This window comes from Luteimonas fraxinea (assembly GCF_021233355.1).
GTDB classification, from domain to species: domain Bacteria; phylum Pseudomonadota; class Gammaproteobacteria; order Xanthomonadales; family Xanthomonadaceae; genus Luteimonas; species Luteimonas fraxinea.
On the sequence record NZ_CP089507.1, the window covers coordinates 3,214,147 to 3,233,080 of the forward strand.

The window sequence follows — 18,934 nt, forward strand, 5'->3', positions numbered from 1 at the left end:
CATCGCGCGTTGCGGAGCGGGAGTCCGCGCCGCTACAGTCGCCGGATGAATCCGGATCATCGGCAGCAGACCCGGCAATGCCGGGTGGGGCAAGCCCGCAAGAAACAGGGGATGTTCGTGTCGCGCACCTTGAAGCGTCTGTTGCTGGCCGGTGGCCTGTTGGCCCTGGCCGGGCCCGTGCTCGCGCTGGGACTGGGCCGCATCGAGGTCCGGTCGCAGCAGGGCCAGCCGCTGCTGGCCGAAATTCCGGTGGTCTCCAGCGATCCGGCCGAGCTGCGCCAGCTGCAGGCGCGCCTCGCATCGCCCGAAACCTTCGCGCGCATCGGCCTCGAGCCGCCGCGCGGTGTGGTGTCCGATCTGCAGTTCAATGTCGCGCTCGACCGGAGCGGGCGTCCGGTGATCCGTGTCACCAGCGCCGCACCGGTGACGCAGGAAGCGCTGACGTTCCTGGTCGAAGTCGACTGGGGGCAGGGCCGTCTGGTCCGCGAATACTCCGCGCTGGTTGCCGTGCCCGACACTGTCGCCGCGCCCGCGCAGCCGACGATCCAGGCACCCGTGGCCGCGCCTGCACCGAGCATCGTGCGTCCGCCGGTCGCGCCCGCGCCCGTGCAGGCGCCGCCCGCACCACCGCCGCAGCAGGCCGCTGCGCCGGCCGAGCCGGCACCTGCCAGCAATGCGATCGCGACCACACCGCCCCCGCCGACTCCGACGCCTGCACCTGCACCGACACCCTCACCTGCGGCGCGTCCTGCCGCTGCAGCCGTCGCGCCGGGCGATGCGCTGCCCGCGGTGCGCGCCGGACAGACGCTGTCTTCGATTGCCGCGCCGCTCGCCGACCAAGCCGGCATCAGCGTCAACCAGGCGATGCTGTTGCTGCTGCGCACGAACCCGGACGCCTTCATCGGCGGCAACCTCAACCTGATCCGTCAGGGCGCGGTGCTGCGGGTGCCGGCGCGCGATGCCTGGACCCAGTTCAGCGCCGCTGAAGCCAATGCCGTGGTGCGCGAGCAGGTGGGCCAGTGGCGCGAGATGCGCCGTCCGGCCCCGCAGCCCGCGGACCCCGTGGCCGATGCGACGCCGACGACGGCGGCCACCACGCCGCCGGCCGCTGCCCCGCGCACCCCCGAGGCACGACTCGAAATCACACCACCCGCCAGCGACAGCCAGCCGGCGGGCACCCAATCCGGCATCGCTGCCGGCGCTGGAGGCGACATGCTGCGTCAGGAACTGCAACAGGCCAACGAGACCGTCGCTGCGCGCACTGCGGAGATCGACGAACTCAAGGCCCGCCTCGATGATCTCCAGCAGCTGCAGCAGCAACAGCAGCAGCTGATCCAGCTCAAGGACGCCGAACTCGCCGCCGCGCAGCAGCGCATGGAAGCGAGCAACCAGCAGCAGACCAGCGTGGCCGCGCCGATGCCGTGGCTGTGGCTCGGCGTTGCGATCCTCATCGTCGCCGCGCTCGCATTCCTGCTCGGCCGTCGCGGCCGCACGCCGACCGCGAAGCGTCCGTTCGACAGCGCCGCGCTGGCGGCCGGCCTGCCGACGTCGACCGTCGAACCGGCTACGCCCGTGGTCACCGTGCCGGAGCCGGCGACGCCGCCGGCGTTCGTGCGTGAAGCGCCGGCACCTGTGGTCGAGCCCGCACCGGTCGTCGCGCCGCCCGTGTCCGGCGGTCCGACCTGGCACGCGCCGCCGGCATCGCCGGTCGAACCGATCGAGCCCGAGGCCGTGCCGGTGATCGACGCGACGCCGGCGGTCAACGCGCCGGTCGAACTCGACAGCGGCGACGCCGTCGAGACGCCGATCGGCGTGGAGCGCATCGAGCTGGCGCGCGCCTACATCGATCTGGGCGACACCGACACCGCGCGCAGCCTGCTGCTGGAAGTGGTGGAAGGCGACGATCTGGCGGCGGCCGCGCAGGCCGCGCAGCTGCTGCGCACCCTGGGCTGAGCCACACGATGCGGGTCGCGATTGGCGTCGAGTACGACGGCCATGGGTTCCACGGTTGGCAGCGGCTGGGCAAGGCTGCCGAGACCGGTCCGGGTTCCGTGCAAGCCGCGCTCGAAAAAGCGCTGTCGCGCGTCGCCGCGCATCCGGTCGTGACCACGTGTTCGGGGCGCACCGATTCCGGCGTGCACGCGCGCTGCCAGGTCGTGCATTTCGACACCGACGCCGTGCGCACGCCGCGCGCATGGATGCTCGGCACTACCGCGCATCTGCCGCCCGCGGTCTGCGTGCGCTGGGCACAGCCGGTGCCTGACAATTTCAGCGCCCGCTTTTCCGCGCGCGCGCGGCACTACCGCTATCGCCTGATCAACCGGCCGGTGCGGCCTGCGCTGCACCGGCAATACCTGTCGTGGGACCTGCGTCCACTCGATGCCGATGCCATGCACCGCGCCGCCCAGGCGCTGCTGGGCGAACAGGATTTCTCCGCCTTCCGCACCGTGCACTGCCAAGCCCCGCATGCGCGCCGCGACCTGCAGCGGATCTGCGTGACGCGTGATGGCGACGAAGTCATCGTCGAAGTGCAGGCCAATGCGTTCCTGCACCACATGGTGCGCAACATCGTCGGTTCGCTGCTGGATGTCGGCGCCGGTGAACAGCCTGAGGGCTGGATCGCGGAACTGCTGGCGGGTCGAGATCGCAGCGTCGCCGGTGCGACTGCACCGGCCGCGGGCCTTGTGTTCCTGGGGCCGTTGTATCCGCCGGAGTGGGCGCTGCCGGCGGAAGTGACGCTGACGCCATGAGCGCTGCGACGTCCACGCTGATCAAGTTCTGCGGCCTGACCCGCGCCGAAGACGTCGCCGAAGCGGTTGCACTCGGCGTCGACTGCATCGGTTTCGTGTTCGCGACGCGCAGTACGCGTCGGCTGACGCTGGACGCTGCACGCGGATTGCGCGATGCGGTGCCTGCGTCGATCCGCGTTGTCGCGTTGACGATGGACAATCCGGCCGATGAAGTCGACGCGATCGTTGCGACCGTGCGGCCGGACATCCTGCAGTTCCATGGCGCCGAGGACGACGCGTTTTGCGCGCGGTTCGGTCTGCCGTACTGGAAGGCGATCGCGATGGGCGGCGATCCGGCTGCGGCGCTGCGCACGCTCGATGCGTGGCCGAATGCGTCGGCATTCCTGTTCGACGGCCACGCGGCGGGCGAGCCCGGCGGCAGTGGCGAACGCTTCGACTGGGCGGCGCTGCCGGCGTCGCTCGATCGGCCGTTCTGGCTTGCGGGGGGACTCGATGCGGGCAACGTCGCGAAGGCGATCGACGTGGCGCGCCCGGCGGGCGTCGACGTGTCCAGCGGCATCGAATCCGCGCCGGGTATCAAGGATGCAACGCGGATGCGCGCGTTCGTCGACGCGGTGCGCGCCACGCGCTGATCGTCAGGCCTGTCGGGCCGTCGCTCGAGCGTCGACGCGCGGGCAATCAAGTCAGGCGAGTTCCTGTTTGAGCCACTCCGCCAGCGCATCGAGACGCGCATCGTCGTCGTCGCGACGCGTCGCCAGAATCCACTGCGCATCGGTTTCGACGAACCCCCAGGGCGCGAGCAGGCGGCCGGCGGCGAGATCGTCGGCGACGAGTTCCTGTGGTGCGATGGCGACACCGAGGCCAGCGGCTGCGGCTTCGAGCAGGAAATACAGATGCTCGAATCCGGTGCCAAGATCGTCGGGTGATGCGGCGCCTTGCAGCAAGGCCCACGTCGGCCACGCCTGCGGGCGTGAGGTGGTGTGCAGCAGCGGTTCGCGCAGCAGCGCGTCGGGCGTCAGTGCTGCGAGGCGTGTCGCGTCGGCATGGCGCGCACTGAGTACCGGGCCGATCCGCTCCGACGCGAGTGCGCACACCGTCCACGAGGCCGGCCACGGCGACGTGCCGATCAGCAGCGCCGCGTCGAATCCCTCGAGTGACGCCGGGAACGCGCCTTCATGCGGCGACAGATGCAGCTTCAGATCGTGCAGAGCGTCGTTGAGTCGCGGCAGTCGCGGAATCATCCAACGGGCGAGCAGGCTGCCCGGGCAGCCGAGCACCAGCGCAGGCGACGTGCCCGAGCGACGGATCGCCGCGGCTGCGCCCTGCAGGCGTGCGAATGCATCGCCGGCGGCGTCGCGCATACGCATGCCGGCCGGCGTGAGCCGCAGGCCGCGGCCGGCGCGCACGAACAGCGGCGTGCCGAGCGCCTCTTCGAGCAGGCGCACCTGGCGGCTGACCGCGCCGTGGGTCACGTGCAGCGCCTCGGCCGCGCGGCTCAGACTGCCCAGGCGTGCGGCGGCCTCGAAGGCACGCAAGGCGTTGAGCGGCGGCAGGTCGGTGTCGGTCATGTGAGATTTCCTGACATATGTGTCAGATCTTATCGATTCTGGCGGTGCGACGTGTGCGTTAGAGTGCAGGTCAGCCCGCACCGTGCCCGCCCCGATGTCACAGTCACCGATCACCGATTTCCACGCCTATCCCGATGCCAACGGCCATTTCGGCCGCTACGGCGGGCGCTTCGTCGCCGAAACGCTGATGGGGCCGATCGCCGAACTCGCGGCGGCCTACGACACCGCCAAGGCCGATCCCGCGTTCCAGCAGGCTTTCGACAAGGACCTCGCGCATTACGTCGGCCGGCCGAGCCCGATCTATCACGCCGAACGGCTCAGCGATGCCGTCGGCGGCGCGCGCATCTTGCTCAAGCGCGAGGACCTGAACCACACCGGCGCGCACAAGATCAACAACACCATCGGCCAGGCGCTGCTCGCCAGCCGCATGGGCAAGACCCGGATCATCGCCGAGACTGGCGCCGGCCAGCATGGCGTCGCATCGGCGACCGTGGCCGCGCGGCTTGGCCTGGAATGCGTCGTCTACATGGGCGCGACCGACATCGAGCGGCAGAAGATCAACGTCTACCGCATGCGCCTGCTGGGCGCGGAAGTCGTGCCGGTGACCTCGGGCTCGGCGACGCTCAAGGACGCGCTCAACGAGGCGATGCGCGACTGGGTCACCAACATCGCCGACACCTTCTACATCATCGGCACCGTCGCCGGTCCTGATCCGTATCCGCGCATGGTCCGCGATTTCAATGCGATCGTCGGCCGCGAAGCGCGCGAGCAGATGCTGGCCGAGTACGGCCGCCTGCCCGATGCGATCACCGCCTGCGTCGGCGGCGGCAGCAACGCGATCGGGCTGTTCCATGCGTTCCTCAACGATCGCGATGTGCGCATCGTCGGCGCCGAGGCGGCGGGGGACGGCATCGACACCGGGCGCCATGCGGCTTCGATCGCGGCCGGTCGACCGGGTGTGCTGCACGGCAACCGCACCTACGTGATCTGCGACGACGACGGCCAGATCACCGAAACCCATTCGGTGTCCGCCGGCCTCGATTACCCAGGCGTTGGACCCGAGCATTCCTTCCTCGCCGACGCCGGGCGCGCGCAGTACGTCGGCATCACCGACGACGAAGCCCTGGCCGCCTTCCACCAGCTCGCGAAGACCGAAGGCATCCTCGCCGCGCTCGAATCCAGCCACGCGATCGCGCAGGCGATCAAGCTCGCGCGCGAATTGCCAAAGGACGCGATCGTGCTGGCGAACCTGTCCGGCCGCGGCGACAAGGACGTGCACACGATCGCGCAGCGCGAAGGGTTTGCCCTGTGAGCGCGCGCATCGATATCGAAGCGGGCGTGTCGAGCGCGGCGGCCCAGCGCACCGCATTGCCACGAGCCACCATGAACCGCATCGACACCCGTTTCGACGCACTTCGCGCCGCCGGCCGCAAGGCGTTGATCCCCTTCTTCACCGCCGGTGATCCCTCGCTCGAGGCGACGGTGCCGGTGATGCACGCGCTGGTCGCGGCCGGGGCCGATGTCATCGAACTCGGTGTGCCGTTCTCCGACCCAATGGCCGATGGCCCGACGATCCAGCGCAGTTCCGAGCGCGCGCTGGGGCGGGGCGCGGGCATGACCTATGTACTCGATGCGGTGCGCGCGTTCCGCACGCAGGACGACGCCACGCCGGTCGTGCTGATGGGCTATCTCAATCCGGTCGACATCCGCGGCGCGGACACCTTCGCGCGACAGGCGGGCGACGCCGGCGTCGATGGGGTGCTGCTGGTCGATCTGCCGCCGGAGGAAGCCGACGAGTTCCGCGTCGCCTTCGATGCCGCCGGCATCGCGCTGGTGCTGCTGGCCTCGCCGACGACGACCGATGCGCGCATCGAAGCGCTGTGCGCGGGCGCGCAGGGCTATCTGTACTACGTCAGTTTCGCTGGTGTCACCGGTGCCGCCGACCGGCTCGATACCACGCAGGCGTCGTCCCGGTTGCGGACGATCCGCGCTGCCAGTCGTGCGCCGGTCGTGGCCGGTTTTGGCATCCGGGATGCCGCCAGCGCCGCGGCGATGGCGGTCGATGCCGATGGCGTCGTGGTCGGCAGTGCGCTGGTCGCGGCGCTCGATGGCGCGGCGGATGCGGACGACGCAGCTGCGCGGGCGAAGGCGTTCCTCGCGCCTTTGCGAGAAGCGCTCGACGCAGGGTGAGCGAGCGCGGGACACGGAGCACTCCTCCGTGTGCGGGCATTGCGCCCCTCACGGGTGGAGGGGCGATCAGGCCGGTCGCGCGAACGCGGTCTCATACGGAATTCCACATGAGATTCCCGCATTGCTCGATCTGGAAGTTTGCCCCCGCCCAACCCTTCCCCGTGACGCGGGGGAGGGCTTCAGACGCCGCTCGGTGACCGGATTCGGTCCCGCGCCAGGCGCATCAACGCCGTACGGCCCCCGCCGGAAGCCCAACGGCCCGTCGGTTACACTTCCGCGCTTTGCGGCCCCGTTGCGGCCGTCGGGAGAAATACGCCCATGTCCTGGTTGCAGAAAATCATGCCGCCGCGCATCCGCACCGATGCGCCCGCGGCCAAGAAGCGCAGCGTTCCCGAGGGTCTGTGGGAGAAGTGCGAGCGCTGCAGCACCGTGCTGTACGGCCCGGAGCTCGAAGAGAATCTAGAGGTCTGCCCGAAGTGCAACTTCCACCGCGCGATCCGCGCGCGCGCGCGCCTGAAGGCGTTCCTGGATGCGGGCAGCCTGCAGGAAATCGCGGCCGATCTGGGCCCGACCGACATCCTGAAGTTCAAGGACCAGAAGAAGTATTCGGACCGCATCAAGGCCGCGCAGCGCGCCACCGGTGAGCGCGACACGCTGATCGCAATGCAGGGCACGCTGATGCAGCGCCCGATCGTCGCCTGCGCGATGGACTTCGCCTACATGGGCGGCTCGATGGGGTCGGTCGGCGGCGAGAAGTTCGCCCGCGCCGCCGAGCAGGCGCTCGCGCTGGGCACGCCGTTCGTCAGCTTCGCCGCGAGCGGCGGCATGCGCATGCAGGAAAGCATGTTCTCGCTGCTGCAGATGGCCAAGACATCGGCCGCGCTGGCGCGTCTGCGCGAAGCCAGCCTGCCGTACATCTCGGTGCTGACCAATCCGACCTACGGCGGTACCTCGGCGTCGTTCGCGATGCTGGGCGACATCAACATCGCCGAGCCCGAAGCGCTGATCGGCTTCGCCGGCCCGCGCGTGATCGAACAGACGGTGCGCGAGACGCTGCCCGAAGGTTTCCAGACATCGGAATTCCTGCTCGAGCATGGCGCGATCGACCAGATCTGCGACCGCCGCGAAATGCGCGACCGCATCGCCCGCCTAGTGGCCTTGCTCAGCAAGCAGGTCATGCCGACTGAGGCCGCTGCGTGAGCCGCAGGTACTTCGGTACCGATGGCATTCGCGGGCGGGTCGGTGAGGGATCGATCTCCGCCGATTTCGTGCTGCGCCTGGGCAATGCCTACGGCCATTCGCTGCGTGGACGCGGCGGCGACTGGCGTCGCCCGCAGGTGCTGATCGGCAAGGACACGCGCATCTCGAACTACATGTTCGAGGCGGCGCTGGAGGCCGGACTGGTCGCGGCCGGTGTCGACGTGCAGCTGATGGGCCCGATGCCCACGCCGGCCGTCGCGCATCTGACGCGCTCGCTCGGCGCCGACGGCGGCATCGTCATTTCCGCCTCGCACAATCCGCATCACGACAACGGCATCAAGTTCTTCAGCGCGCAGGGCGAGAAGCTCGACGACGCGACCGAACTCGCGATCGAAGCCGCGCTCGACCAGCCGTTCCGCACCGTGGCTTCCGAGAAACTCGGCAAGGCCGTGCGCACGCGCGATGCGGTCGGCCGTTACGTGGAAGCCTGCAAGGCTTCGGTGCCGCGCGGATTCGATCTCGACGGCATGCGCATCGTCGTCGACTGCGCGAACGGTGCGACCTACCAGGTCGGCCCGATCGTGCTGCGCGAACTCGGCGCGCAGGTCGAGGTGATCGGCGCCGAACCCAACGGCGTCAACATCAACGACGGCGTCGGCTCCACCCATCCCGAACACCTGAGCGAACGCGTCAGCCGCAGCGGCGCGAACCTCGGCATCGCATTCGACGGCGACGGCGATCGCGTGCTGTTCGTCGACGCCAACGGCACTGTGCGCGACGGCGACGACCTGCTGTACGTGCTCGCGCGCGACTGGCAGCAGTCGGGTCGCCTGCAGGGCCCGGTCGTCGGCACGCTGATGAGCAACTTCGGCCTGGAACGCGCATTCGGCGAGGCCGGTATCGGCTTCGCGCGGGCCAAGGTCGGCGACCGCTACGTGCACCAGATGCTGCTTGAACACGACGGTGTGCTCGGCGGCGAAACCTCCGGGCATCTGCTGTGCCTGGATCGCGCGACAACCGGCGACGGCATCATCAGCGCGCTGCAGGTGCTGGAAGTGCTGCGCCGTCGCGGCGAGTCGCTGCAGGAAGCGCTGCACGGTCTGTCCAAGGTGCCGCAGAAGACCGTCAACGTGCGTTACGAAGGTGCGTCGAAACCCGCCGAGGCGCCGGCCGTGCAGGCCGCCCTCGCCGACGCGCAGGCCGCCGTACAGGGCCGCGGTCGCGCGTTCCTGCGCCCTTCGGGTACAGAGCCGGTGGTGCGTGTGACCGTCGAAGCCGACGACGACGCCCTGATGCAATCGACACTCGACCAACTGGCCGCCGCCGTGCGCGCGGCCGCCGCCTGATTCCAAGGAGTCCGCGATGACCCCCCGTATTCCCACGCTCGATATCCGCCGCTTCGATACGGACCGCGAGGCCTTCGTCGCCGAACTCGGCGCCGCCTACCGCGAGTGGGGCTTTGCCGGCATCAACGGCCACGGCATTCCGCAGGCGCAGATCGACGGCGCCTACGATGTGTTCAAGGCGTTTTTCGCGCTGCCCGAAGCCACCAAGAAGAAGTACCACGTGGCCGGCGGTGGCGGCGCGCGCGGCTACACCGCGTTCGGCGTCGAGACCGCGAAGGGCGCCCAGCACTTCGACCTCAAGGAGTTCTGGCACATCGGCCGCGAGATTCCGGACGACTCGAAGTACCGCGAGGTGATGCAGCCGAACCTGTGGCCGACCGAAGTGCCGGGCTTCCGCGAGCATGGCTATGGCCTGTACCAGACGCTCGATTCGCTCGGTTCGAAGGTGCTGTCGGCGCTGGCGCTGCATATCGGTCTGCCGGAGAACTACTTCGTCGACAAGACCGACTACGGCAATTCGATCCTGCGCCCGATCCATTACCCGCCGATCACCTCGGACGACATCCCGAACGAGCGCGCCGGCGCGCACGAGGACATCAACCTGATCACGCTGCTGGTCGGCGCATCGGCGGCGGGTCTGGAAGTGAAGTCGTCGCGTGGCGAGTGGGTGCCGTTTACGTCGGACGCCGACACCATCGTCGTTAACATCGGCGACATGCTGCAGCGCCTGACCAACCACGTGTATCCGTCGACGACGCACCGCGTGACCAATCCGCCGGGCGAGCAGGCACGCAAGCCGCGCTATTCGGTGCCATTCTTCCTGCACCCGAATCCGGATTTCGTCATCGACGTGCTGCCGTCGACGGTGACCGCCGACAACCCGAGCCGCTATCCCGAAGCGATCACCGCGCAGGGCTATCTCGAAGAGCGGTTGCGCGAGATCAAGCTGAAGTAGGGCGTCAGTGGCGTCAGACGCAAGCAGAAACGGCGCCCGAGGGCGCCGTTTCCGTCAGTGGGACTGCGATTCTCAGAAGCCGTAGACCACGTTGACCGTCGTCAGGCGGTCCGTGCGGCGGCGATCGTCCGAGACATCGGTGTTGTGGCGGATCTCGAAGCCGGCCTTCAGCGCCAGCGCATCGGTCATCCGCACCTGCACGCCGAACTCGTTGCGGACGAAGGTGTTGTCGCCACCGGATTCGATCAGCAGCGTGTCGAACAGCCGTGTCGTCTCGGTCAGCTGGTGGCTGAAATCCATGAAGCCGCGCGCGATGGCCTCGTTGTTGTGCACGCGCACGTCCTGTTCCTTGGACCAGCGGTAACCCGGGCCGATCTCGAACACCAGCTTCGTCTCCTCGGACATCAATGCCTCGAAGCCATAACCGCCGGCGATCGTGGTCTGGTACTCGTCGCTGCTGAAATGGTCGCGCTCGGTGCGGCCCGAGCCGAACACGTAGTGACGCTCGGCGAAGCGGTAGCCGGAAGAGCCGAACAGTTCGTAGCGACGTGCGTTCTCAAGACCGTCGCTGGTGCCGTAGAGGAACGAGGCGAGCACCGCGTGCTTCCAGGTGTCGTCCTCGCGGGCGAGTTTGAATTTACCGACCACGGTCTCGCTGTCCGTACTGCCCTTGGAAATCGCCAGACCCAGTTCGCCGCTGCCGCTCCAGCCCTCTTCGACGGCGGATGCGGAAAGCGGCACGAGGGCGCAGGCGAGCGCAGCGAGAACGGGTAGACGCATTGGGATCTCCATCGGAAACGGACACGGTTCGACACACACGAAAACACCGGCGAGTGCCGGTGCACGTCCATTTTGCAACGTGGACCGCGTGGTTTGAACCCGCAGCGTCAGATACGTGCGTTTTTCCCGCGTGCGCCGACGCTTGAATGGATCTGCAACCGCTGCGGAACCGTGACGCGAAGCGCCAAATACCGGTGGCGCAGCGTTAGCGCTTCTGGTGCAATGCATGCGCCGTCCGCATGCGGCGGTAATGGGGAATCCGGGATGATTGCGTCGAACAGACTGCGCCTGTGGTTGGGGCAGTGGTGCCTGTGTGCGCTGGCCGTCTGCGCGGTGGACAGCGCGGCGGCAGCGTCGCTGACCGTGGCTGTGGATGGCGCCGGCGAACGTCTAGAAGGTGCGGTCGTGAGTCTGCATTCGGCGGCTGCACGCGCTGCCATACGACCGATGTCGGCGGAGATGGATCAACGCCAGGCCGAGTTCGTGCCGCACGTCCTGCCGGTGACCATCGGCAGCCGGGTCCGGTTTCCCAACAGCGACAATTTCCGCCACCAGGTCTATTCGTTCTCGCCCGCGCAACGTTTCGAACTGCCGCTCTACAGCGGCCGCCAGGCACAGCCGGTCGTGTTCGACACGCCGGGCGTGGTCGAGTTGGGCTGCAACATCCACGACTGGATGCTCGGCTATGTGATCGTGCTCGACACGCCGTACTTCGCCACCACCGGCGCCGACGGTGATGCGCGCATCGAGGCGCCGGCGGGCGACTACACGCTGCAGGTCTGGCACGAGCGGCTCGAAGACGGTCCCGGTGCGCGGGTGACACGTCGCGTGCACGTGGGCGCCCCGCGGATCGAGCGGGTCACGCTGGAACTCGAGGCCGCACGCGCGCCGCCGCAGCCTGCCGACGCGCGTCTGCGCCATCTGCAGGAGCGGTTCCGGAGCCTCAAGCGTGGTGGATGAGGCGCTGCTGCCGAGGCGCGGACTCGGGTTCCGCGGTCGCATCGTCCTCGGCTTCCTGCTGCTGCTGATCGGCACCCAGATCGCCACCCTGGCGATCGTCGGCATTGCCGCCGAGCGCGCGGTGCGCGAGCAGCTGGGCGACCAGCTCAAGGTCAGCGAGCGCGTCTGGGCGCAACTGTCGGCGGCCAGCGCCGAGCGGCTGCAGGAATCGGTGTCGGTGCTGGCCAACGATTTCGCGTTCCGCGCCGCGGTCGCCACGCAGGACCAGCCGACCGCCGAAATCGCGCTGCTCAACCACGGCATGCGCATCGACGCGGATGTCGCGTTGTTGCTGGCGCCCGATGGCGCGGTGCAGGTGTCGATCGGTCCGGAGGACGATCAGGAAACCGTGCGCGCGATGGCGCCGCTGCTGGCGGAGGCCGAGGCCAACGGGCACGCCACCGGCGTCGCGATGCTCGACGCGCGCCCGTTCCTGATGGCGGTCGTGCCGGTCATGGCGCCGCGGCGTGTGGCGTGGGCGGCCGTCGGCCTGCACTACGGCGAAGCGCTGGCGCGGCGCTATCGCGGCATCATCGGCATGGACGTGGTGTTCGTCGAAGGCGATGGCGCGTTCGTGCGCGTGCTGGCCTCGACCCTGCCCGACGCGCAGACCGCGGCGCTGCGCCTCAACCGCGAGGCCGCGCGCGCCATCGATGGCGCCGATGTCGATCTCGCACTCGACGGCCGCCACTACGCCGCGCACGCGTTCAGCGCCGCGCTGATGTCCGGCCGCCAGGTGCAGGTGATGCTGCTGGCGGATCTCGACGAGGCGTTGACGCCGTATCACCGCCTGCGCGACCAGATTCTGTGGCTGGCCGGTCTCGCGGTGCTGGTCGCGGCCGTGCTGGCGGTGCTGGTGGGGCAGGGCATCGCCCGGCCGGTGCAGCGTCTGGCCGACGCCGCGCGGCGGATCGGCGCCGGCGATTACGACACCACGTTGCCGGTGCGCGGCCGCGACGAACTCTCTGATCTCGCGCGCGCCTTCAACGGCATGCAGCGCGAGATCGGCCAGCGCGAAGCACGCATCCGCTTCCAAGCCACGCACGACGATCTCACCGGTCTGCCCAGTCGCGGCCACGCGCTCGGCGTGCTGGAACGCACGATCGAACGCGCCCGCCAGCAGGGCCGCAACTGCGCGGTGCTGATCCTCGACCTGGACCGCTTCAAGGAGATCAACGACGCGCTCGGCCACGCCTTCGGCGACGCGGTGTTGACCGGCGTCGCCGACCGTCTGCGTGCAGCGGTGCGTGGCGAGGATCTGCTCGCGCGGCTCGGTGGCGACGAATTCCTGGTGCTGCTCGACGACGCGGATGCCGACGCGGCCTGCGAACGCGCGCGCCAGCTCGCGCGGGTGCTGGAGACGCCGTTTCGGCTCGAGAACACCCAGGTCGGACTGGAGGCCAGCATCGGGGTCGCGGTCTATCCGGGCCATGCCGACGATGCGGCCACACTGCTGCGCCGCGCCGACATCGCCATGTACGAAGCCAAGCAGCAGCACGTGCGCGTGCTGGTCTATCGCGCCGGCGACGACGAACACCATCTGCGTCAGGTCGGCCTGATGGGTCTTCTGCGCTACGCACTGGAACTGCAGCAGTTCCGGCTGGTGTTCCAGCCCAAGATCGATCTGGCCAGCCGCCGTGTCGTGCACGTCGAAGCGCTGCTGCGCTGGACCACGCCCGAGTACGGCGACGTGACGCCCGATGAATTCATTCCGCTCGCCGAACGCTCCGGGATGATCCGCGCGATCACCCGCCACGTCGTCGATGAGGCCCTGCGTCAGGCAGCGCCTTGGATCGCCGACGGCCTGATCGAAGGCGTTGCGGTGAATCTGTCGCCGATGGATCTCGTCGACGGCGATCTGCCCGAATACGTGTCCCAGCGCCTGCAGATGCACGGCGTGTCGTCGCGCAGCCTGGTGCTGGAAGTGACCGAGCACACGGTGATGCGCGATCTCGAAGCCGCGCGCACCACGATGCACCGGCTGCGCGAACAGGGCGTGCGGCTGTCGATCGACGACTTCGGCACCGGGCATTCCTCGCTCGCGCAGCTGCGTAGTCTGCCGGTGGACGAGATCAAGATCGACAAGAGCTTCGTCGCCGATCTGGGCGACGGCAGCGGCGATGCGGTGATCGTGCGTTCGGCGATCGAGATCGGCCACAACATGGGGCTCAAGGTCATCGCCGAGGGCGTCGAAGGGCAGGCGAGCCTCGCGATTCTCGAAGCGCTGAACTGCGACATGGTGCAGGGCTATCTGTTCTCGCGGCCGCTGCCGCCGGACGCATTCGTCGACTGGTGCACGCGCTTCCAGCGCGAGCAGGCGGACGCATGACGCGATACCTGCGCGCGCTGGCATTCGCGGCGCTGGCGTGTCTGCCGGCGTTGGCCTGCCAGGCCGGCGACGGGCGTCTGCTTGCGACGGGCGGCGCCGGCCAGATCGAAGGCGCCGCTGGCGGCGGGCTCGTGCCCTGGGCGGTCCTCGCCGGCTACGGCACCGACGACCAGCAGGGCGGCGCTGCCTTCGTCACTGCAGTGCGCACCGACGATTACGGGCTCGACGTCATCGGCGCGGCCTGGAGTTGGAACAACCGCATCGAACTGTCGATCGCGCGGCAGACGTTCTCGCTCGACACCCTGCGCGACACCCTGTCGCTGCCGACCGCGCGCTTCCGCCAGGACGTGCTCGGCGCGAAGCTGCGGTTGCGTGGCGATTTGGTCTACGGGCGCGGCCCACAGATCTCGCTCGGCGTGCAGGCCAAGCGCCAGCTGGATTTCCATGTGCCGTCGCTGGTGGGCGCGCGCGACGACGACGGCATCGATGTCTACCTCAGCGCATCGCGCCTGATGCTGGCTGCGGCCGGCGGTCGCAACCTGTTGCTCAACGGCACCCTGCGCGCGACGCGTGCCAACCAGACCGGCCTGCTCGGTTTCGGCGGCGACCGCCGCTCGGATTACAGCGTCGTCGCCGAAGGCAGCGCTGCCGTGCTGCTGGATCCGCGCTGGGCGGTCGGCATCGAATACCGGCAGAAGCCCGACAACCTCGGCTTCGCTCGCGAGGACGACTGGCGCGATGTCTTCGTCGCCTGGTTCCCGAACAAGCGCGTCGCCGTCGTCGGCGCCTGGGCCGATCTGGGCGACGTCGCCACGCTGCAGCGCCAGCGCGGCGGCTATCTGTCCGTGCAGGCGAGCTTCTGATGGCGGGCGCCGGCCATATCCGCACGTTGCTGGTCGCTGCCGTGCTGGCCGTGGGCATCTCCGCCTGCGCCACGCGTTCCGATTCGCCCGCACCCGCGCCGGTCGACGATGCGGTCTATCGCGCGCTCGGCGGACAGACCGGTATCGAGGGCATCGTCGACGATCTGCTCGACGTCGTCGTCGAGGACGAGCGCATCAACTTCCAGTTCGCACTGGCCAATATCGTGCGCCTGCGCGGCATGCTCATTCTCCAGTTCTGCAGTGTCTCCGGCGGCCCCTGCCGCTACGACGGCCTGTCGATGGAAGAGGCGCACGCCGGCCGCGGCATCACCACTGCGCAGTTCAACGCGCTGGTCGAGAACCTGATTCTGGTCATGGAGCGGCGCGGCGTGCCTGTTGCGACACAGAACCGGTTGCTGCGCCGGTTGGCGCCGATGCACGGGGATGTGGTCGGTCCCTGAACCGGGCCGGCGGGTGCATCGGCTATCCTCTTGCGCCTCTCGTCTCAAGGAGTCTCCCATGCGTCGCAGGATCGTCGCCGGCAACTGGAAGCTGCAGGGCAGCCGCACATTCGCTACCGAACTCGTCGAGGGCATCGCTGCCGGCCTGCCGGGCGGGGTGGAGGCGATCGTGCTGCCGCCGTTCCCGTATCTCCCGCTGCTGACCCAGTCGCATGGCGGGCGCGGCGTGGCCTTCGGTGCGCAGGACGTCAGCGCACACGCCAAGGGCGCCTACACCGGCGAAGTGGCCGCCTCGATGCTGGCCGACGTCGGCGCCGTCTACACGCTGGTCGGCCATTCCGAGCGCCGCCAGTACCACGGCGAGGACGACGCGCTGGTCGCGCAGAAGTTCATCGCCGCCCGCGCCGCCGGCCTGGTGCCGATCCTGTGCGTGGGCGAGACCCGCGAACAGCGCGAAGCCGGCCGCACCGAAGAAGTGATCGCCGCCCAGGTCGAAGCCGTGCTGTCTGAGGCGGGCGTGGCCGCGTTCGACGGCGCGATCGTCGCCTACGAACCGGTCTGGGCGATCGGCACCGGCCTGACCGCCAGCACCGAGCAGGCGCAGGCCGTGCACGCCTTCCTGCGTGGCGTGGTCGCCAGACAGGATGCTAGAATCGCCGATTCGCTGCCGCTGCTCTATGGCGGCAGCTGCAAGCCCGACAATGCCGCTGCGCTGTTCTCGCAGCCCGACGTCGACGGCGGATTGATCGGTGGCGCCTCGCTGGCGGCCGAAGACTTCCTGGCCATCGTCGCCGCGGCCGCGCGCTGAGCGCAGCCGGCGATTCCGACACAAGGCCCGTCCGCGGGCACCCCAGAGCGCCCACGCAATGCTGCTGACCGTCTTCAACATCCTGTTCGTCATCATCGCCATCGCGATGATCGCGTTGATCCTCATGCAGCGCGGCGCTGGCGCCGCGGCCGGTTCCGGCTTCGGTGGCGGCGCCTCCGCGACCGTGTTCGGCGCGCGCGGCTCGTCCAACTTCCTGTCGAAGGCGACGAAGTGGCTGGCGATCAGCTTCTTCGCGATCACGCTGTTCATGGCCTGGTACGCGATGCACCGCGCCAATCCGAACGCGCTGGACATGGATCTGGGTGTCATGGGCAGCCAGGTGCCGACGGCGCCGGTCGAAGGCGCGCCGGCCACGCCGGTTGCACCGCCCGCACCTGCCGACGCCACCGTGCCGGCCGCGCCGTCTGCCGAGGGTGCAGTCCCGGCCGCGCCGCCGGCGGCAGAAAATTCTTCGCAGGAATCGCCGCAGCCCACTCCCCAGAACGATTGATTGGGATTACAATGCGCGGCTCGCCGGGGCAGTAGGCACGGATGAGGTTTCAGGTTGACCTGCCCAGGTGGCGGAATTGGTAGACGCACTACCTTGAGGTGGTAGCGGCTTAGGTCGTAGGGGTTCGAGTCCCCTCTTGGGCACCAACCGGAAAAGCGATGCGCTTCACGCGTATCGAACACGAAAACGCCTCGCGCAAGCGGGGCTTTTTCGTGTGTGGAAGTGTGCGGTGACGCGCGGACAGGAATCATTCGCGCGCGCACTTCACGTGATGCGCCTCGCTGCAACGCGGCGCAGGCCGCAGGCGGCGTGTGCAGCGTTGGAAATCGTTTACTCACGAGTTCTGTAAACGGTACAATTGCCGTGATCGGGCGATCGCACACCACGTGCATCGCCCGGCCTTCGTGAAGCGCTTCGACGCTTCGAGAATGCGGCGTCCACAGGCGCCGAGCCAAGGCCGCACATTGCGGCCGTAGCCGAGAGAACATCCGAGTGCTGGCCGAATATCTGCCGACCCTGCTGTTCCTGATCGTTGCCACGGGGATCGGCATTGCATTGCTGATCATTGGCAACCTGCTGGGGCCCAAGCGCCCGACGCTGGAAAAGCTGTCGCCCTACGAGTGCGGATTCGAAGCCTTCGAAGACGCGCGCATGCAGTTCGACGTGCGCTACTACCTCATCGCGATCCAGTTCATCGTCTTCGATCTGGAAATCATCTTCATCGTGCCCTGGGCCACCGTGTTCCGCGAACTCGGCGCGCTGGGTCTGATCGAGATGGGCATCTTCGCCGGCATGCTGCTGCTCGGCTTCGTCTACGTGTGGAAGAAGGGAGCGCTGGAATGGGAGTGAACCAGACCGTCGCGCGCCTGATGAACAACCCGCTGCCGGAAGGCCGCGTGGACGACATCCTGCGCCCGGAAGGCGAGAACCCGCTGCTCGAGCGCGGTTTCGTCACGACCAGTTCCGATGTGCTGCTCAACTGGGCACGCACCGGCTCGATGTGGCCGATGACCTTTGGTCTCGCCTGCTGCGCGGTGGAAATGATGCACGCCGGTGCGGCGCGCCTCGATCTCGACCGCTACGGCGTGGTGTTCCGCCCGTCGCCGCGCCAGTCGGACGTGATGATCGTGGCCGGCACCCTGGTGAACAAGATGGCCCCGGCGCTGCGCAAGGTCTACGACCAGATGCCGGATCCGAAGTGGGTCATCTCGATGGGCAGCTGCGCCAATGGCGGCGGCTACTACCACTACTCGTATTCGGTGGTGCGTGGTTGCGATCGCATCGTGCCGGTCGATGTGTACGTGCCGGGTTGCCCGCCGACGGCCGAAGCGCTGATCTACGGCATCCTGCAATTGCAGAAGAAGATCCGCCGCGCCACCAATTTCGGCGACACCAAGACGGGGCAGCGCGATGCGTGAGTCCTCCACCGCGTTCGCGGCGCGCCTGCGCGCGCGCTTTTCCGACGCCGACGTGGCGGTCGCACTGCCGCGCGGCGAAGTGGCGATCATCACCGCCGGCGACTGGCTCGACACCGCGCGCGCATTGCGCGACGAGTTCGGTTTCGAAATGCTGATCGACGTCTGCGGTGTCGACTATCTGAGTCACGGCAGCGACGAGTGGGACACCGACGTGTCCTCCGAAGGCTTCAGCCGCGGCGTCGAAGGCCGCGGTCCCGGTCGTTTCAAGTTCGGCGAAACCGGTAGTCGCCAGGTCTCGCAGCCGCAGGGCGAAGCCGATATCCCAGTGCCGCAGCGCCGCTTCGCCGCGGTCGCGCAGCTGCTCTCGCTCCAGCACAACCAGCGCGTGATGCTGAAGTGCTTCGCGCCCAGCGACGATCTGCCGGTGGTGTCGTCGCTGACCGTGCTCTGGCCGGTCGCGAACTGGTTCGAGCGCGAAGCCTTCGATCTGTTCGGCGTGATCTTCGAAGGTCACCCGGATCTGCGCCGCATCCTGACAGACTACGGTTTCGTCGGTCATCCGTTCCGCAAGGATTTCCCGTTGATCGGCAATGTCGAAGTGCGTTACGACGCCGAGCGCAAGCGCGTGGTGTACGAGCCGGTGACCTCGGTCGAACCGCGTGTCGGCGTGCCGCGCGTGATCCGTGACGACGCCCGTTTCGCGACCGCGAGTGGCGAACAGGCCGCGCGTCGCGTGGAGGCTGCCAAGTGAGCGCC

At 68.6% G+C, this 18,934-nt stretch carries 19 protein-coding genes and 1 tRNA gene; 18 read left to right on the top strand and 2 right to left on the bottom strand.

The features are described from left to right. The first annotated feature begins 45 nt into the window (after positions 1–45). From LU699_RS14475 to LU699_RS14485, 3 genes are read left to right on the top strand one after another with little or no spacing between them, the layout of a single operon-like run. Positions 46–1,953 carry a FimV/HubP family polar landmark protein gene (locus LU699_RS14475; RefSeq protein ID WP_484497509.1) on the top strand — a complete coding sequence of 636 codons (1,908 nt, stop codon included), beginning with the start codon at positions 46–48 and terminating at the stop codon, positions 1,951–1,953. A gap of 8 nt (positions 1,954–1,961) precedes the next feature. Further along, positions 1,962–2,750: a tRNA pseudouridine(38-40) synthase TruA gene (gene truA, locus LU699_RS14480; RefSeq protein WP_232136903.1), complete on the top strand. Its 789-nt coding sequence runs from the start codon at positions 1,962–1,964 to the stop codon at positions 2,748–2,750. Then, positions 2,747–3,382, top strand: coding sequence for a phosphoribosylanthranilate isomerase (locus LU699_RS14485; RefSeq protein WP_232136901.1), 636 nt, complete (start codon positions 2,747–2,749; stop codon positions 3,380–3,382). Before truA ends, LU699_RS14485 begins: the two co-directional genes overlap by 4 nt. A 51-nt stretch (positions 3,383–3,433) precedes the next feature. Here the strand turns inward: LU699_RS14485 and LU699_RS14490 are convergent, their stop codons facing one another. Beyond that, a complete protein-coding gene (locus LU699_RS14490; RefSeq protein WP_232136900.1) occupies positions 3,434–4,318 on the bottom strand; it encodes a LysR family transcriptional regulator in 885 nt (294 codons plus the stop codon). Positions 4,319–4,412: 94 nt separating this feature from the next. Here LU699_RS14490 and trpB point away from each other — a divergent pair, with 94 nt between their 5' ends. The 5 genes from trpB to LU699_RS14515 all read left to right on the top strand — a co-directional run bounded on the left by trpB (position 4,413) and on the right by LU699_RS14515 (position 10,009). Continuing rightward, positions 4,413–5,630: a tryptophan synthase subunit beta gene (gene trpB / locus LU699_RS14495; RefSeq protein WP_232136899.1), complete on the top strand. Its 1,218-nt coding sequence runs from the start codon at positions 4,413–4,415 to the stop codon at positions 5,628–5,630. A 71-nt stretch (positions 5,631–5,701) separates the two neighbouring features. Continuing rightward, positions 5,702–6,508: a tryptophan synthase subunit alpha gene (gene trpA, locus LU699_RS14500; RefSeq protein ID WP_425491220.1), complete on the top strand. Its 807-nt coding sequence runs from the start codon at positions 5,702–5,704 to the stop codon at positions 6,506–6,508. Between the two features lie 318 nt (positions 6,509–6,826). After that, positions 6,827–7,708 carry an acetyl-CoA carboxylase, carboxyltransferase subunit beta gene (gene accD / locus LU699_RS14505; protein WP_232136898.1) on the top strand — a complete coding sequence of 294 codons (882 nt, stop codon included), beginning with the start codon at positions 6,827–6,829 and terminating at the stop codon, positions 7,706–7,708. Then, on the top strand, positions 7,705–9,054 hold the full coding sequence (gene glmM, locus LU699_RS14510; RefSeq protein WP_232136897.1) for a phosphoglucosamine mutase: 1,350 nt from the start codon (positions 7,705–7,707) through the stop codon (positions 9,052–9,054). Before accD ends, glmM begins: the two co-directional genes overlap by 4 nt. A 16-nt stretch (positions 9,055–9,070) precedes the next feature. Further along, a complete protein-coding gene (locus LU699_RS14515; RefSeq protein WP_232136896.1) occupies positions 9,071–10,009 on the top strand; it encodes an isopenicillin N synthase family dioxygenase in 939 nt (312 codons plus the stop codon). A 72-nt stretch (positions 10,010–10,081) separates the two neighbouring features. Here LU699_RS14515 and LU699_RS14520 read toward each other — a convergent pair whose 3' ends face one another. Continuing rightward, complete coding sequence (locus LU699_RS14520; RefSeq protein ID WP_232136895.1) at positions 10,082–10,789, bottom strand: DUF481 domain-containing protein; 708 nt, start codon at positions 10,787–10,789, stop codon at positions 10,082–10,084. 264 nt (positions 10,790–11,053) lie between these two features. Between LU699_RS14520 and LU699_RS14525 the strand changes: the two genes are divergently transcribed. The 10 genes from LU699_RS14525 (at position 11,054) to LU699_RS14570 (ending at position 18,929) form a co-directional block, all read left to right on the top strand. Then, positions 11,054–11,749, top strand: a complete 696-nt coding sequence (locus LU699_RS14525; protein WP_232136894.1) for a methylamine utilization protein — start codon at positions 11,054–11,056, stop codon at positions 11,747–11,749. After that, complete coding sequence (locus tag LU699_RS14530) at positions 11,739–14,117, top strand: putative bifunctional diguanylate cyclase/phosphodiesterase (protein WP_232580221.1); 2,379 nt, start codon at positions 11,739–11,741, stop codon at positions 14,115–14,117. The genes LU699_RS14525 and LU699_RS14530 overlap by 11 nt, the downstream gene beginning before the upstream one ends. Then, positions 14,114–14,980: a DUF3034 family protein gene (locus LU699_RS14535; RefSeq protein WP_232136891.1), complete on the top strand. Its 867-nt coding sequence runs from the start codon at positions 14,114–14,116 to the stop codon at positions 14,978–14,980. Before LU699_RS14530 ends, LU699_RS14535 begins: the two co-directional genes overlap by 4 nt. Next, a complete protein-coding gene (locus tag LU699_RS14540; protein ID WP_232136890.1) occupies positions 14,980–15,441 on the top strand; it encodes a group I truncated hemoglobin in 462 nt (153 codons plus the stop codon). The genes LU699_RS14535 and LU699_RS14540 overlap by 1 nt, the downstream gene beginning before the upstream one ends. A gap of 58 nt (positions 15,442–15,499) precedes the next feature. Next, positions 15,500–16,249: a triose-phosphate isomerase gene (gene tpiA, locus LU699_RS14545; RefSeq protein WP_232136889.1), complete on the top strand. Its 750-nt coding sequence runs from the start codon at positions 15,500–15,502 to the stop codon at positions 16,247–16,249. Between the two features lie 58 nt (positions 16,250–16,307). Then, positions 16,308–16,760: a preprotein translocase subunit SecG gene (gene secG, locus LU699_RS14550; RefSeq protein ID WP_232136888.1), complete on the top strand. Its 453-nt coding sequence runs from the start codon at positions 16,308–16,310 to the stop codon at positions 16,758–16,760. Positions 16,761–16,821: 61 nt separating this feature from the next. Next, positions 16,822–16,906: transfer RNA gene (locus LU699_RS14555), tRNA-Leu, on the top strand. Positions 16,907–17,252: 346 nt separating this feature from the next. Then, a complete protein-coding gene (locus tag LU699_RS14560) occupies positions 17,253–17,609 on the top strand; it encodes an NADH-quinone oxidoreductase subunit A (protein WP_232136887.1) in 357 nt (118 codons plus the stop codon). Next, positions 17,600–18,178 (top strand): NuoB/complex I 20 kDa subunit family protein, encoded by a 579-nt coding sequence (locus tag LU699_RS14565; RefSeq protein WP_159679482.1) that lies wholly within the window; start codon positions 17,600–17,602, stop codon positions 18,176–18,178. Before LU699_RS14560 ends, LU699_RS14565 begins: the two co-directional genes overlap by 10 nt. After that, positions 18,171–18,929: an NADH-quinone oxidoreductase subunit C gene (locus LU699_RS14570; RefSeq protein WP_232136886.1), complete on the top strand. Its 759-nt coding sequence runs from the start codon at positions 18,171–18,173 to the stop codon at positions 18,927–18,929. Before LU699_RS14565 ends, LU699_RS14570 begins: the two co-directional genes overlap by 8 nt. The last annotated feature ends 5 nt before the right edge of the window (positions 18,930–18,934 follow it).